At 36.1% G+C, this 15738-nt stretch carries 13 protein-coding genes; 3 read left to right on the top strand and 10 right to left on the bottom strand.

All coding sequences use genetic code 11. The annotated features are described in order from the left end of the window. Positions 1 to 95: 95 nt before the first annotated feature. From nagE to ACTNDN_RS09880, 6 genes are all read right to left on the bottom strand, one after another. Positions 96 to 1544 (bottom strand): N-acetylglucosamine-specific PTS transporter subunit IIBC, encoded by a 1449-nt coding sequence (gene nagE, locus ACTNDN_RS09905; RefSeq protein ID WP_031536832.1) that lies wholly within the window; start codon positions 1542 to 1544, stop codon positions 96 to 98. Positions 1545 to 1667: 123 nt separating this feature from the next. Beyond that, complete coding sequence (murQ, locus tag ACTNDN_RS09900) at positions 1668 to 2573, bottom strand: N-acetylmuramic acid 6-phosphate etherase (protein WP_031536831.1); 906 nt, start codon at positions 2571 to 2573, stop codon at positions 1668 to 1670. Next, on the bottom strand, positions 2570 to 3295 hold the full coding sequence (locus ACTNDN_RS09895; RefSeq protein WP_031536830.1) for a GntR family transcriptional regulator: 726 nt from the start codon (positions 3293 to 3295) through the stop codon (positions 2570 to 2572). The genes murQ and ACTNDN_RS09895 overlap by 4 nt, the downstream gene beginning before the upstream one ends. Continuing rightward, positions 3292 to 4044 (bottom strand): glucosamine-6-phosphate deaminase, encoded by a 753-nt coding sequence (gene nagB / locus ACTNDN_RS09890; protein WP_031536829.1) that lies wholly within the window; start codon positions 4042 to 4044, stop codon positions 3292 to 3294. The genes ACTNDN_RS09895 and nagB overlap by 4 nt, the downstream gene beginning before the upstream one ends. Then, entirely contained in the window at positions 4041 to 5249 is a 1209-nt protein-coding gene (gene nagA, locus ACTNDN_RS09885; protein WP_031536828.1) for an N-acetylglucosamine-6-phosphate deacetylase, read from the bottom strand. The genes nagB and nagA overlap by 4 nt, the downstream gene beginning before the upstream one ends. A gap of 336 nt (positions 5250 to 5585) precedes the next feature. Further along, on the bottom strand, positions 5586 to 6566 hold the full coding sequence (locus tag ACTNDN_RS09880; RefSeq protein ID WP_031536827.1) for a LacI family DNA-binding transcriptional regulator: 981 nt from the start codon (positions 6564 to 6566) through the stop codon (positions 5586 to 5588). A gap of 277 nt (positions 6567 to 6843) precedes the next feature. Between ACTNDN_RS09880 and ACTNDN_RS09875 the strand changes: the two genes are divergently transcribed. Next, the gene (locus ACTNDN_RS09875) at positions 6844 to 8391 is read left to right on the top strand and encodes a glycosyltransferase family 2 protein (RefSeq protein ID WP_031536825.1); all 1548 of its coding nucleotides are present in this window, start codon (positions 6844 to 6846) and stop codon (positions 8389 to 8391) included. Between the two features lie 111 nt (positions 8392 to 8502). Here ACTNDN_RS09875 and galT read toward each other — a convergent pair whose 3' ends face one another. From galT to ACTNDN_RS09860, 3 genes are read right to left on the bottom strand one after another with little or no spacing between them, the layout of a single operon-like run. After that, positions 8503 to 10032, bottom strand: a complete 1530-nt coding sequence (gene galT, locus ACTNDN_RS09870; RefSeq protein ID WP_031536824.1) for a UDP-glucose--hexose-1-phosphate uridylyltransferase — start codon at positions 10030 to 10032, stop codon at positions 8503 to 8505. Between the two features lie 34 nt (positions 10033 to 10066). Next, a complete protein-coding gene (gene galE / locus ACTNDN_RS09865) occupies positions 10067 to 11059 on the bottom strand; it encodes a UDP-glucose 4-epimerase GalE (RefSeq protein WP_031536823.1) in 993 nt (330 codons plus the stop codon). A 28-nt stretch (positions 11060 to 11087) separates the two neighbouring features. Continuing rightward, the gene (locus tag ACTNDN_RS09860) at positions 11088 to 12263 is read right to left on the bottom strand and encodes a galactokinase (protein WP_031536822.1); all 1176 of its coding nucleotides are present in this window, start codon (positions 12261 to 12263) and stop codon (positions 11088 to 11090) included. A 248-nt stretch (positions 12264 to 12511) separates the two neighbouring features. Here ACTNDN_RS09860 and ACTNDN_RS09855 point away from each other — a divergent pair, with 248 nt between their 5' ends. Then, positions 12512 to 13381 (top strand): AraC family transcriptional regulator, encoded by an 870-nt coding sequence (locus ACTNDN_RS09855; protein WP_031536821.1) that lies wholly within the window; start codon positions 12512 to 12514, stop codon positions 13379 to 13381. A gap of 3 nt (positions 13382 to 13384) precedes the next feature. Here ACTNDN_RS09855 and ACTNDN_RS09850 read toward each other — a convergent pair whose 3' ends face one another. Further along, a complete protein-coding gene (locus ACTNDN_RS09850) occupies positions 13385 to 13636 on the bottom strand; it encodes a hypothetical protein (RefSeq protein WP_031536820.1) in 252 nt (83 codons plus the stop codon). 274 nt (positions 13637 to 13910) lie between these two features. Between ACTNDN_RS09850 and gntK the strand changes: the two genes are divergently transcribed. After that, positions 13911 to 15455 carry a gluconokinase gene (gene gntK / locus ACTNDN_RS09845; RefSeq protein ID WP_031536819.1) on the top strand — a complete coding sequence of 515 codons (1545 nt, stop codon included), beginning with the start codon at positions 13911 to 13913 and terminating at the stop codon, positions 15453 to 15455. The last annotated feature ends 283 nt before the right edge of the window (positions 15456 to 15738 follow it).

Below are 15738 nucleotides of genomic sequence, written 5' to 3'. Positions count from 1 at the left end.
CTAAAAAAGAGGGACCACCGCATTTGAATTTCCATTAGAAGATTCTTCTTTAGACTATTATTTTCAACTAGGGCTGTTTCACCTTCTAATGTTTATTACTCTCTAATCTTTTCAATCTCATCTGCAACAAATTGAACTTGTGTTCCTACAATTACTTGAATGCTTGTTTTTCCCACTATATTGATCCCTGGTACACCGGTTGCTTTAATTTTCTGTTGATCAACAGCATCCATGTCCTTTACTTCAACCCGTAAACGTGTTACACAATTATCAACAGAAGTGACATTATTGTCGCCACCAAGACCTTTATAAATTTCAGAAGCCATCACAGCAAATTTATTATCTGTAGTCACTGCAACCTGATCTAATGATTCATTCACTAACTCATCATCTTCTCTTCCAGGTGTTTTAAAATTAAATTTAGTAATAAGAAAACGGAATAATGTATAGTAGATAACGGCAAATACTAGTCCTTGAACCATTAGCATATATGGATTATTTGCTAGCGGCAAACGTGAACTTAAGAAGAAATCAATAAATCCACCACTAAATCCGAAGCCTGCTGTCCAATGAAAACTTGCGGCAATAAAAAGAGAGAGACCTGTTAATGCTGCATGAACTACATAAAGGGCAGGTGCTGCAAACATAAATGCAAATTCAATTGGTTCTGTAACTCCTGTTATAAACGCTGCTACCCCTGCTGCAAGCATCAAGGAAGCCACTTGTTTTTTTCTTTTTGTTTTTGCAGTATGATACATAGCAAGCGCTGCTGCTGGAAGTCCAAACATCATCACTGGGAAGAAGCCCGCTTGATACATACCAGTTACACCTTTTACCCCATTATTAGACCAGAAATTATTAATATCGTTAATTCCTGCAATATCAAACCAGAATACAGCATTTAAGGCATGATGCAACCCTGTTGGAATAAGTAGTCGGTTAAAGAAACCATATATACCAGCACCAACTGCTCCAAGCTTACTAATTGCTTCACCAAAAGAAACAAGTCCTGAAAAAATTGCTGGCCAAACAAATAATAAAATGACGGAAATGATTAGCATCGAAACAGCACTAAGTATAGGAACAAGCCTTTTTCCGCTAAAGAAGGCAAATGCTGTTGGGAGCTGTGTCTTACTAAAACGATTATACAAAGCTGCAGCAACAGCACCTGCTAATATACCGATAAATGCATTTTCAATTTTAGAGAAAGCCAAGTTCACCTCTTCTACAGGAATCCCTTGTAACATTGCTACAGAAGCAGGAGATAGCAAAGTTTTCACAACCAAATAGGAAACTAAACCACTCATAGCGGATGCGCCATCTTTATCTTTTGATAACCCTAGCGCAACTCCTATTGCAAATAAGATTGCTATATTATCTAATATGGACGAACCAGCTTTAATAAAAAAGGATGCAATTGGGCTTTCGGCTCCCCATCCACTTGGATCAATTGCATAACCAATACCCATTAATAACGCTGCTGCTGGTAAAACAGCCACTGGCAGCATTAATGCACGCCCGAGCTTTTGTAAGTATGATTTCATTTAACTTCCCCCTAAAAATAATTAAATAAGTTAAAATAATGCCACCAACTACTGCTGTTTTATAAGATAAAATCTCTCTATTACTGTCTCTTTTTAGGCATCCCTCCTTTAAATAGTCATTCTCTAATTTTTTTGATAATACAATTGAATAGCATGCTTAATATGCCCGTCAGCTTCACCAAGATAATGAAGCGAATCCTCCTTTGTTCCACCTGTTAAAACACGAAAAATAGATACTTTCAAATTATGATCATTCTCTTTTAGTATTCTTGCAGCATCTGCCTCACTAAGATCTGTCGCATTCATCAATGTTTGTACAGCCCGATATACAAGCTTATTATTAATGAGCTTCATATCTACCATTTCATTGCGGTATACCTTCCCTACTCTCACCATTGATGCGGTTGATAGCATATTCAACACCATTTTTTGAGCTGTTCCCGCTTTTAAACGTGTCGATCCTCTAATAACTTCTGGACCTGTTATTGCTTCAATTCCATAATCACAAATAGAGGAGAGCATTGTACTTTCATTATTGCTTATCCCGATTGTCAATCCATTTCTTTCATTTCCATAATGAATGGCTGCAAGGACAAACGGGGTGGACCCACTAGCGGTCACACCAATTAATACATCTCTCGCTGAAAAATTATAATCTTCTAAGGTTGATTGTATAAGCTGTTCGTCATCTTCTGTCTCTTCTAAAGAGGTCCACATCGCCTCATAACCACCTGCTAAGATTCCTATCCAGCGATCCTCTTCAATCGAAAAAGTAGGAACAAGCTCAACAGCGTCTACTACTCCTAACCTTCCGCTAGTACCTGCACCAATCACAAAAATTCTCCCGCCAAGCTTCCATCGGTCTACAATTCCATCAACAGCTAAGGCAATCATTGGCAATGCTTCTTTTACCGCATTTGTAATTCCGCCATCTTCTTGGTTCATAAACTGAACAATTTCAAAAGAACTCCATTCATCTAATAACAGGCTTTTTTCATTACTGGTTTCTGTCGTTCTATGCTTCTTCATGATTGGGACCTCTTCATATCAATCACAAATTTATAACGATCGCCACGATAAATAGATTTAACATATTCAAAAGGCGTACCATTTTCCAAATAACTATATCGTTCCATCAATAATGCAGGTGCTCCTTCTTTAATCCCAAGAGGTATACTTTCATTTTTTTGAGACAAGGTTGACTCTATTGTCTGGGTGGCATGACTAATCTTTAATTGTAAAGTCTTTTCCACATACTCATAAATAGAACCATGCAAAGTTTCTTCCTGAAGCTCTTTAATCAAAGCTGTCGGAATATACGAGGTTTCAAGTGCCATAGGAATTTCATCTGCTATTCGCAAGCGACTAAACTCATAGACCATCTCTTCCTCTTCTATCCTTAATTTAGAAGCAACCCCTCTTGGACAAGGTATCGTCTTAAAATCTAAAATTTTTGTTTTCGGAGTTAGTCCTCTTGAACGCATATCTTCTGAAAAACTTGTCAGCCCAGAAAGCTCCTGTTCTACTTTAGGAGTAGCAACAAAAGTTCCTTTTCCTCTTTGACGAACAAGAACACCTTCTGCTACTAAATTATTTATTGCTTGACGTACCGTCATCCTGCTGATCCCGTACTTTTCCGAAAATTCCCGTTCTGAACTAATCGGATCCCCTGGTGTTAATTCTTTAATGATTTCTTTTATTTCCATCTCTAATTGATAATAAATGGGGATATGCGAATCTTTTATAATCAACTAAACACACTCCCTTTTTTTTCTTTTAAAATCGAAAGTGCTTCCTGATCAGCAATTACCGTAACATCCGGATGTTTTTTCAAAATAGATGCAGGTAGATTCTCGTTCACATCTGTTTGGAATAACTGATTTAAAATTGGAGCTTTTTTCACTCCGGAAACAAGTAACACGATTTGTCGACTTTTCATGATGGTGGATATCCCCATAGAGATGGCATGTGTTGGCACGTCTTCCATTTTAGTAAAATAGCGTGCATTTGCTTCTCTTGTAGAGTCAGCTAGTTTTACAATACCTGTAGTAGAAGAAAAAGAAGTCCCCGGCTCATTAAAACCGATATGCCCATTTTCTCCAATTCCTAAAATTTGCATATCTATTCCACCTACTGTTTCAATAAGCTTTTCATAATTTCTACCTGCCTCTTCATCGTGAACACTTTTGGCAGATGGCAAGTATGTTTGATTTTCTGGAATATTAATATGGTTAAATAATTGCTCTTTCATAAAATAGCTATAGCTTTGTGGATTGTCCTTTTCCAACCCAATATATTCATCTAAATTGAGTGTAATTACTTGCTCATAGGAAGTTTTATTTTGGGTGAAATCCTTCATTAAATATTGATACATACCTACCGGAGTACCACCAGTTGCAAGTCCTAAAACACTATTTGTCTTCGTTTGGACTTGCTCAATAATTATTTCCGCAGCTAATTTGCTCATTTCATCATAATTTTGTACTTCAATTAGTTTCATGCTGTTACTCCTCCATTTGAATAAACGATTTGTCCATTGCAAATTGTTAATGCAACTTGATTATTTTCATCTAATACGACTAAATCTGCATCCTTGCCTTTTGCAATACTTCCTTTTCTATCTAAAATTCCTATTTGCTTAGCTGGATTATAAGAAGCCATCTTTACTACATCCTGCAATGTACATCCTGTGAAATTCATCATATTATTGATAGCATCATTCATTTTTAGGGTACTTCCAGCAAGGGCACCATTTTCCAATAAAGCCTTCCCATCCTTCACAATTACCTTTTGTCCGCCTAATGAGGAAATACCATCGTCAAGCCATTTGGCACGCATACTATCTGTAATTAGAATGATATGATCAACACCCTTTTGGAAAAAAGCAAGCTTAACGATTTCTGGATGAATATGTACACCATCAACAATCATTTCTGCCACTAACTCTGAATGAAGCAAAGCTGCACCTGCAACTCCAGGATCACGATGATGGAGGCCTCTCATGCCATTAAAAAGATGTGTAACATGATTAACTCCCGCTTGAATGCTTGATAGTACTTGATCGTAAACAGCATCTGAATGCCCCATTGATGGGACAATATTTTCACCCTTTAAATAGCGAACAAGTTCGAAGTTTTCATCTTCCTCAGGTGCCATTGTAACAAGCTTGATGTGATTTTGGGCTAGTCTTTGCCATTTTTTAAAAAGGGCTACATCAGGCTTTTTAACAGACTGGATTGGCTGCGCCCCTACTCTTTTTTCTGAGATAAACGGACCTTCCAAATGAATTCCGATTATTTCTGCTTTTCCAGTTTGATTAGCAGATCCGAGATACTGAGCAATAGTAGACAGCGCCTTTTCGATACTTTCTGCATCTTGCGTCATTGTCGTTGCTAAAAAGCTTGTTGTCCCTTCCTTTGGTAAAGTATCGGCCATTCTTTCTAAGGCATTCCATGACCCATCCATCGCATCTGCATCATTTGCTCCATGGATATGGATATCAATGAATCCTGGAATTAAATTCATCCCCATAGGGAAATCTATTATTCGCATATTACTCCAGTCTTCTTCATGAAAGGATTCCATTAAACCTATCGTATCGATTTTTCCACCCTTTATTACCATATACCCTTTTGGAAAAATGCCTGATTCTGTGTAAATGCATAAGTTTTTTAAAACTAATTCCTGTTGTTCATCTGTTATCATGATTTCATTAATCCCTTCTAAAATTGATTCATCAACTATATATCTAGATGTCTAGACCAGTTATTCCGTTCCTTTATCATTATCACATATACTACTAAAAGTATGCCTAGAAATCGCTAAACTTGTCAGGAAATTTAACAAACTTTTTTTATTTTTAATAAACACACTGATCAGTAATCGCTTTCATAATGAATTATAATTTATTTCTTTTTCCCGAGTCAACCTTCATTTGTTCTTAAAAGGATAACCGCCGAAGCATAATGTTGCAAACTTCAGCTGTTATCACCTATTTTATCCTTATTATATTCATACAGCTTACCTGAACGATAGGCATTCCTAAACCTGCCTTACACTTTCCCTATAAATGATTTCAAAACCAGATACTGTTTTCAATGGGGTATCCTCTCCTCTTATTAGACTAAGCATCTTCCTAGCGGCAAGGTTTCCAGCATCTTCATAAAAAAACTTAGCAGTGGTTAAGCCAGGATGAATCATTTCTGTCATTTCGTATCCTCCAAAACCAGTAATGGATAGATCATTCGGAATAGAAATCCCCATCGAATAAACCGCTTTCATTGCACCGATTGCAAGATTATCTGTAGCACAAATAATGATACTAGGACAGAATGTATTCATTATGTCATAAACAACGGAAGACGCTTCTACATTATTTCTATTTATTTCAAAAAATCTTACATCTATATCTGCTATATCCTCCAAACTTTTTTTAAAACCTTTTTTTCGATCAATTCCTACCGCAACATTTTTTTCATTGACTCCAAGAAATGCAATTCTTTTATGTCCCTGAGATAGAATATATTTCCCCACTTCATAGGCTGCTTCATAATCATTATGAATTAAACTATGAATCTCCTTATGCTGTTGACCGACTATTAGCACAGGAATATCTACTTCCTTTATTATCGATAAGTGACGGTCCGTTATTTCCGTCGCTAATAAAATAATCCCTGCAACCTTTTGCCTTACTAATGAGTGAATATTTTCAATTTCTCGTTCTAAATCTAGATTGGAATGAGAAATAAGCATTTGATAATTCATGGTCTTTAATTCTTCATCTATTCCAATTAAGGTGCGCGAAGAAGCATATGAATCTAATCTAGGAACAATAGTCCCAATAATATTTGGTTTCTTTGCCTTTAAGCTTTGAGCAAATGCATTAGGCGAATAGCCCGTTTCTTTAATAATATGCTGTATTTTCCGTTTTGTTGCTTCACTTACAGAACCATCATTTAAATAACGAGATACCGTACTTTTCGCTACACCTGCAAGTCTTGCAATATCCCCAATTGTTGTCACCAATAAACCTCCTTATCTCTTACAAACCTTATTAATTAATCCCCTTACTTTTCCAATTAATACTATAGAGAGCCCTTTCATTTTATTACACTTATGTACTTGATTACATCTAGCTAGTTTCACTTTGGTCCCTTTTCTTTTCTACCTTTATTATACAGGATAATAATACAAACGTATTAACTACTTTTTCTATTTAGACGTATACTCTCCTGCTTGTTGATTCATAATGATTGCTAGTAGGAGTTTCTTTTAGGTTAATATGAAGGTAGGGAAACCAATGAAAAAGATATCATCTCTTCACAAAAATAAATATAACTTTGATTTATATCAAAGTGAAAACTATTTAAATCAGCCCCTTATCTCTGTCATTACACCCGTATATAATAATGAAAAAACAATCAAGCATACAATTGAATCTGTTTTAAATCAATCTATTATGCCGCAGATTGAATATATAATTGTTGACGATGGCTCTAAAGATCAGACTCGTTCTATCTTAAAAACGTTCGTTAAAGAACATCCCAATATTAAACTCGCCTTTCTTGCAAAAAACAGCGGTACCCCTGCTTATCCTAGAAATTTGGGAATCGAACTTTCAACTGCCCCCTATCTAACTTTTTTAGATGCGGATGATTGGTTTGAAAAAACTGGCTTAGAAAAGCTTTATAGTGTATTAAATGAAACAGATGATGACTATGTAGTGGGAAAAACAATTAGAGTTACTTCCAATAAAAGTGCCATTGTAGCAGAACATGAATCTTGGAAAGAAAGGAGAAGTATTCCCCCAACGAGTATCCCACATATTTTTCATCATTTAGGACCGAGAGCAAGATTAATGAAAGCCAGTATTGTTAAAGATAATCAAATTAAATTCCCTGAGATGAAATATGCGGAGGACAAGCAATTTTTCATGGAATTACTAACGAATTGCAAGAAAATCTCGACCACGAAAGCGATTATTTATTATTTAAATCGTTTAGATGAAAATAATGAGTCTTTGACTAAGCAAACAAATGTTTTAAATAAAATGCATTGTAATAGAAAAGTCATTCACTATTTTAAAAAGAAGGAGATGGATGCAGAATTAAAGAAAATGATTTTTAATCGACTTTATGAATTTGATTGCTTTAATGGTTTTATGAATCGATATCATACGCTAGGAAACGAGAACACTCAAACATTTAAGGGAAAAATAGATGAATTTTTAAAAAGAAAAGCATATATAGCAACCATGAAAAAAATATTACGTACGACTTCTTCCTTTGATTATGAAATCAGCGATCATTTTCATCATCCTTATAATGTTGTTTGTTATCAATTATTTCAGCAAAAGCGCTATAAAGATATTGAAACATTATTTAAATGGATGAACCAAGAAAAAAACAAAAAACATATTGTAAAAAAAGGTACAGCTTATTGGGCAACCCCTTTAAGTCAGCCCTATAACTATATTAAAGTTCCCATGTATGCAGAATTAGTAAATTGTGAATATACGAATGGTTTCTTCCGGTTCGATATTGGTATAGCCGGCGATTACCCGGAAGACATGGAACAGATACTTTTCCGTGACCGAAATAATATGCATAGACAGTATTTCTTTCAGATTGAACCATATGAAGGAGCTTTAAAAAGAATTATGATACCTGAAGCATTCTTTGCTTCTTTTAGGAAATCAGTCTATACCATTTATTTATCGTATCGAGATTATCATAAAGTACAGTTGCATATTCCCAATCCAAAACTTAGGCTAAAAAAACGCCAAACAGATAAGCATCATTTTTACAAAACGATTCATAATCATTTGGCGTTAAAGGTTCTTGGATAGACAAAATTAGTTTGATCCTAGTCGTCCACTCGCTTTCCATCAGGCGAGCGGGCGACTATCCAAAATTCTAATTTCCTTCTTTAAAAACGGGAAGGAAATAGTCCATTATTTTCACTTTGTTTTTTGCAATGTTGCTACAAATCGTTGAAATGCTTTCTTTCCTTTGTCATCTCTTTTAAATACACCTGCATGATGCAAAATGGTCTCAAACACTATCCCTATTTCTTTTTGTAAGATGGAGTGTACATTTTTTCTTGTCATTTGCGGATTTTTTTCTTTAACAACCTTTGCCCAATTTAGATGTTTTATAATAGCAGGCTCGTCTTTGATGTTCACTTCGAAATCTGCTTGTAAAATTTTGTCTGCAAGCATGCTCATCTCTTCTTTTAAGCGACCTGGCAAGACTGCTAAGCCCATCACTTCAATGAGACCGATATTTTCCTGTTTAATTGCATGGACTTCCTCATGTGGATGAAAGATGCCATGTGGATGCTCTTCACATGTGCGGTTATTGCGGAGCACTAAGTCTATTTCAAAGAATCCATTTCGCATTCTAGCAATCGGTGTAATCGTGTTATGGCGAGTATCTGCTGTGTATGCAATAATATCTACCGTTTCATCACTATAACCCATCCATTGTTTTAATATATAATCAGATGCCTCTACTAATTCTTGTCTATCTGTTCCTTGTAATCGAAGAACAGACATCGGCCATTTGACAATACCTGCTTGAATAGAAGGAAACCGGTCCATTGTAAACGCTGTTTCTACTTCCGCCTTTGCCATCGGAAATTCATGAAATCCTCCTTGAAAATGCTCATGGGTCAAAATCGATCCTCCAACAATTGGTAGGTCTGCATTGGAACCTATAAAATAATGAGGGTATTGTTTGACAAAGCCTAGTAATCTAGCAAATGTATGTTTAGAAATTGTCATTGGTTCATGCTTCTCGGAAAAACATATAGCATGTTCCTTGTAATACACATATGGCGAAAACTGCAGAAACCACTGTTCCTCTTCTAACGTTACAGGTATAATGCGATGATTTTGTCTTGCAGGATGATTTACTCTTCCCGCATAACCAGCATTTTCTTTACATAGCAAACATTTTGGATAGGAGCCTTGCTTTACTTTTTTGGCAGCTGCAATTTCTTTCGGATCTTTCTCTGGTTTTGATAAATTAATCGTAATCTCTAAATCCCCATAACCCGTTTGTGCCAGCCATTCTTCATTTTTGGCAATTCGATCGGTTCGGATATAATCCACCTTTTTCGAAAAATCATAAAACCAGCTCGTTGCTTGCTCTGCTCCCTTTTCTTTATAAAGCCTTTCAAATCTATTATTTATTTCAGATGGCAATGGAACAAAGCAACCCATTAATTTTGTATCCAATAAATCGCGGTAGGTAATCGTCGACTCTAGTAAGCGATTATTTTCTGCTGCCCAATCTAAAATTTCATCTAAAATAATTCGCAAATCTGTATCTGCTACTTCATTTTTTTCAGATGGAACAAAATCATCCAATTCTAGTATTTCGAGTAATTTATTTCGTACTACATCTATATCCCATTTATTTAATAACCCTGATTTTAGTCCATAATGAAGCAATTGTTCTACATGATGATAAATAGTTGTTGTCATCTACTATTGCTCCTTTCTTCTTAGTCATTCCCCATTATCTATCTTGATAGCCTTCTGGATTTTCCTGGAACCATCTCCATGCACTACCAATCATTTTTTCTAAAGAAGTATACTGTGGATTCCAGCCTAATTCTTCTTTTGCCTTTTCTGAAGAAGCAACTAATCGGGCAGGATCTCCTGCTCTTCTAGGTGCAAGCACAGTTGGGATAGGATGGCCGGTTACCTTTCTTGCTGCTTCCATTACCTCTTTCACAGTAAATCCAGTTCCGCTACCTAAATTGTATATCCCACTTGTCCCCTCTTTTTCCAATTTATCCAAAGCAAGTATATGAGCATTCGCTAAATCAGTGACATGAATATAATCTCTTATACATGTTCCGTCATGCGTATCATAATCATCGCCAAAGATGCTAATTGCTTCTCTACTTCCTAATGCCACTTGTAAAATAATCGGAATCAGATGTGTTTCAGGAAAATGATCTTCTCCTAATTTACCATCCATATGTGCTCCTGCAACATTAAAGTATCTTAGAGCAACAAAATGAATCCCATACGCCTCTTCCGTCCACTTTAACATTTTCTCAATCGCAAGCTTTGTCTCACCATATGGATTCGTCGGAGTAGTAGGATCACTTTCTTGTATCGGAAAATTCTTCGCTTCCCCATACGTTGCAGCAGTTGACGAGAATACCATTTTCTTCACACCATTTGACTGCATTGCCTTTAAAAGCGACATCGCACCATATACATTATTGTCATAGTACTTCAATGGATTGTTTACACTTTCTCCTACTAAGGAGTCGGCAGCAAAATGGACAACCGCATCAATCGAATGTTTCTTAAACACAGCATCTAGGAATTGTGCATCTCGCAAATCACCAATATAAAGTGCTGCATTTTCTAATACGGCTGCTTTATGTCCTGTTTGGAGATTATCGACAACAACTACTTCTTCCCCTCTGTCTAATAGTTCAGACACCATATGACTTCCAATATACCCAGCACCACCACATACTAGAATTGCCATTTCTTACTCCTCCTCTTATTATTAGCTTCTATTCTTCCACCATTTCTTTTGCACCATCACCAACTTGAACAACATAAAAGTCTGCCTTTAATCCTGTCTGCTCCTCGTATTTCGCCCCTACCGTTTCGATGAAGGCATCAATATATTTGTTGTTCACAATGCTGATTGTACAACCACCAAAGCCTGCACCTGTCATACGAGAACCTATGACACCTTCTTGTTCCCATGCTGCCTCCACTAAAGCATCCAATTCTTTCCCAGTAACTTCATAATCATCCCTTAAGGAGACATGGGATGCGTTCATCAATTGTCCAAATCCCGCAATATCGCCTTCTTGTAGTTTCTTTACCGCCATAATTGTTCTGGCATTTTCATATACAGCATGCTTTGCTCTTAATCGATCAATATCTTGCTTAATGAAATGAGCATTTGCATCAAATTCCTCCTTAGTTAACTCTCCAAGCGAACGAATATCTAGCTCTTCTTGCAAGTCTTTTAGTGCTCTCTCACATTCCCCTCGTCTCTCATTATATTTAGAATCAGCAAGCCCCCTGCGCTTATTGGTATTTGCAATAATTAGCGACGCATCCTCTAAATCGAGTGGACTGTAGGTATAATCAAGCGTATCGCAATCTAGTAAAATGGCATGTTTTTCTTTTCCCATTCCAATTGCGAATTGATCCATGATGCCACAGCTTACACCAATAAACTCATTCTCTGCCTGCTGACACATTTTCACTAGCGAAATTCGATCAATCGCAAAAGAGTAGAGCTCATTTATCATGATAGCTGTTACTACTTCAATAGAAGCAGAGGACGATAGGCCCGCACCATTTGGTATTGCTCCTTCATATAAAACATCAAATCCAGAATCTAGTTTATATCCATGTTGTGCAAGTATTGCAATAACTCCTTTTGGGTAATTCGCCCAATCATCTCCTTGATCGTAGACTAGATTATCTAAGGATATCTTTATCACACCTAAATTGGAAAAATTGGTAGAATAGAAGTGAATCATTCTATCATATCTTTTTCGAACAATTGCTGTTGTTCCAATGGATAAGGCACAAGGAAAGACATGCCCTCCATTATAATCTGTATGTTCTCCTATTAAATTCACACGTCCTGGTGCAAAAAAAGTACGTATTCTTGTTTCCCCTTCGTTAAAAATATCAGTAAAAGTTGTATATAGGTTATTTGCCATTTGTGTCTCTCCTTTATATATGAACGATTATTTTCCCTCTCGTTATCAATAATTTATTGAACCGTTTACATTTTTATTTTATGCTTCAAACCGTTCTCTCTCAATGGTAAAATAAGAAAGGGAAAAGGGTAATATTTTGCTATTCAGCAGAAAAATTTCTGATAAAATTAATATTAGCTCAAATTACCATTCATCTATACAGGCAAGTATCTACCTATGTTATCTCGACTTAGAAAGGGGCTTTCTCATTGCCTAAAAAAGATAATAATGTATTTGCATACAGATTTACGGAAAAAATTACAAAAGAGGTTGCCCAAATTTGGTCGATTGGATGGGAAAATCAAACATCTTATCTTTATAATTGGAAAGGAAAAAAGCGTAAAGAGGATAGCATGTATATTTTCCAATATACTATTTCTGGAATGGGAGCAATTGAAGTTGGAGGAAAAGATCATCGATTAACCGCTGGAAAAGCATTTCTGATTGATATTTCAGAGGAATACAGATATTATCTACCACAAAATAGCGAGCAATGGGAATTCATTTTTATTACTTTATATGGGGAATCGGTAAAAAAATGCTGGCATTCCTTCACAGAGAATAATCAATTCATTATCCAATTAGCTTCTGATTCTAGACCCATACAGCAGCTTCTTCACATTTATCAATTAGCAAATGAGAAGAATATAACGAATGCGTACCAAGCATCTAGTCTTGCTTATTCCTTTATAATGGAAGTGTATCAATACAAGAAGAATATGGGAGACATTCCATTGCCTGAAAGTATATTAAATGCAACATTATTTGCGCAAAATCACTATGATAAACCAATTGGTCCTGATGATATGGCTGAGGCAGCCAAACTTTCCCGCTTCCATTTTACCCGTTTATTTAAAAAAGTGCTTGGGATTACACCTATCCAATACTTAACAAATATCCGGATAATAAAAGGGGCAGAGCTATTATATCAAACCAAATATTCCATTGAGGATATTTCCGTTCAGGTAGGCTTTGCAAATGCAAACTATTTTACGAAGGTGTTTCGAAAATCAACGGGCATGACACCTGGAGAATTTCGAAAGAAGAATATTCGTCCAAGCGAAGATATTCTTCTTTAATACTTATTTTTCATCAAACATTTCCAGGCTGAACATTCCTTTTTCATAAATGAAGTTCAGTTTCTTCCCTGGTGTTAGCATATTTTCCAGAATATCTTTTGAAGCTTGGAGAGCAATAGACATTCGATTAAACTGTTCTTGCTCCTCTTCTTGCAATGTATCCGAATTTTGACATAAAATTGCTTCCAGTTGGTTTTGATAATGGAGTATTTGATTATAAATAGTCTCATACATCGTTTCCATTTCGTTATTCATTCAAACAGCTCCTTACACTTAGGATGGTTTCATCTTAGCATATTTTTGCTTTGTTTTTACACTATTTAGAGCAAAAATGTATAGCTAACCCTTATATATAGACAATCAAATTCAACCAGCCTCTAAAGGAAAGCAAATTAATTTAAAATAATACATGAAAACAGTTTCAAAATTAATATATATCCTTTAAAATATAGATAAAGAAATTTTTTTCTATATAAAATGTTTTCTATGAAATATTTTTTACACTTTTCCATATAAAGGAGTTTTTATAATGAGTTCAACATCCCTATATTTAGGTGTAGACATTGGCACAACAAGTACAAAATCTGTTCTATTTGCTGAAGCTGGCAAAGTCTTAAGCATGCATCATGTAGAATATCCACTACACAGCCCTGCACCTGCAATTGCCGAACAGGATCCTGAACAAATTTTTCAGGCTGTATTAGAAACAATGAGTACAGCTATTCAAAAAGCCAAAGTGGATGCAAAGAACCTAAAATTAGTTTCCTTCAGCTCTGCCATGCATAGCGTTATTGCATTAGGCGAAAATGGAAAACCATTAACACGCTGTATTACGTGGGCAGATAGCCGTGCTTCTACTTGGGCGAAAAAAATCAAAGAGGAGCATAATGGCTTAGACATATATCGCAGAACGGGAACACCAATTCACCCTATGTCTCCTTTAGCCAAATTAACATGGCTAAGAAATGATCAACCAGACATTTTTACAAAAGCAACTAAATTTATTGGCATAAAGGAATATATATTCTATCGCTTATTTGATGAGTTTGTTATCGATTATTCTATTGCTTCTGCGACTGGAATGTTTAATCTTGAACAGTTAAATTGGGATCAGGAAGCTTTAGAAGTTGCTGGTGTAACTCCTGAGCAGTTGGCGAAGCCAGTTCCTACTACTCATTATTTAACAGGGCTTAAGGATAAATATGCTAAAGAGATTGGAATTCCTGCAGAAACTCCATTTGTTGTTGGGGCAAGTGATGGTGTTCTTTCTAATCTGGGAGTAAATGCTATTGACCCTGGTGTAGTTGCAGTGACAATTGGTACAAGCGGAGCGATTCGGACTGTAACCGATAAACCAGTCACAGATCCTAAAGGAAGAATCTTTTGCTATTGCTTAACAGAAGATCACTGGGTAGTTGGCGGACCTGTTAATAATGGTGGAATGACTTTCCGTTGGGTTCGTGATGAATTGGCCTCTTCGGAAGTTGAAACGGCAAAAAGACTTGGAATTGATCCATATGAAGTTTTAACAAAGATTGCTTCCCGGGTCACACCTGGTGCGGATGGTTTATTATTCCATCCATATCTAGCTGGAGAAAGAGCGCCTTTGTGGAATTCCAATGCAAGAGGATCTTTCTTTGGACTCGGATTACATCATAAAAAAGAACATATGGTAAGAGCTGTATTAGAGGGAGTTATCTTAAATCTTTATACGGTTATGCTTGCCCTTCAAGAAGTTATTGGAGCACCAAAGCAAATTCAAGCAACAGGTGGATTTGCCCGTTCTGAACTATGGAGACAAATGATGGCAGATATTTTTGATCAAGAAGTAGTCGTTCCAGAAAGCTTTGAAAGCTCTTGTCTTGGTGCTATCGTTTTAGGCATGTATGCATTAGGGGAAATTGACGACTTTTCCATTATGAAACAATTAGTCGGTAGTACACATTCCCATCAGCCAATTCAAGAAAATGTTGACATTTATCAAGATTTAACAGCTATTTATATCCGTATATCTCGAGCATTAGAGCAAGAATATGATGCAATCGCATCGTTTCAAAATAAATGGGTGAAATAACCTTTGAAAAAGATGTCTACAGTTAGTAAGTAGCTAAAGGAACTGGGAGAAAAGATTACATTGTAGTCTTTTCTCTTACAATATTATTTGTACACCAAATGACATGGCAAAACGCTCGGACCTCCAATCATTTTGCCGTTTTTTTACATGCTACTCACCTAAAAAAAGGCACAATATCCTTATGAGGTTCCATGTGCTAGTTCGTTTATGTGTCTTTCTCTTCTACTCCCATATTTTATTCATTAATAATACGGGTATAATTCAATCTATTGTTGAAAATTAA

The sequence above is a fragment of the Niallia sp. HCP3S3_B10 genome, assembly GCF_052064465.1.
GTDB lineage: Bacteria > Bacillota > Bacilli > Bacillales > Cytobacillaceae > Niallia > Niallia hominis.
Note: the sequence above shows the minus strand (reverse complement) of the source record. Positions and strands in the feature narration are given on the sequence as shown.

Excerpts from the sequence above, each read along its gene's own strand:
- nagE (WP_031536832.1), bottom strand. The coding sequence starts at position 1,544 with ATGAAATCATACTTACAAAAGCTCGGGCGTGCATTAATGCTGCCAGTG.
- murQ (WP_031536831.1), bottom strand. The coding sequence starts at position 2,573 with ATGAAGAAGCATAGAACGACAGAAACCAGTAATGAAAAAAGCCTGTTA.
- nagB (WP_031536829.1), bottom strand. The coding sequence starts at position 4,044 with ATGAAACTAATTGAAGTACAAAATTATGATGAAATGAGCAAATTAGCT.
- nagA (WP_031536828.1), bottom strand. The coding sequence starts at position 5,249 with ATGATAACAGATGAACAACAGGAATTAGTTTTAAAAAACTTATGCATT.
- ACTNDN_RS09875 (WP_031536825.1), top strand. The coding sequence starts at position 6,844 with ATGAAAAAGATATCATCTCTTCACAAAAATAAATATAACTTTGATTTA.
- galT (WP_031536824.1), bottom strand. The coding sequence starts at position 10,032 with ATGACAACAACTATTTATCATCATGTAGAACAATTGCTTCATTATGGA.
- galE (WP_031536823.1), bottom strand. The coding sequence starts at position 11,059 with ATGGCAATTCTAGTATGTGGTGGTGCTGGGTATATTGGAAGTCATATG.
- ACTNDN_RS09860 (WP_031536822.1), bottom strand. The coding sequence starts at position 12,263 with ATGGCAAATAACCTATATACAACTTTTACTGATATTTTTAACGAAGGG.
- ACTNDN_RS09850 (WP_031536820.1), bottom strand. The coding sequence starts at position 13,636 with ATGAATAACGAAATGGAAACGATGTATGAGACTATTTATAATCAAATA.
- gntK (WP_031536819.1), top strand. The coding sequence starts at position 13,911 with ATGAGTTCAACATCCCTATATTTAGGTGTAGACATTGGCACAACAAGT.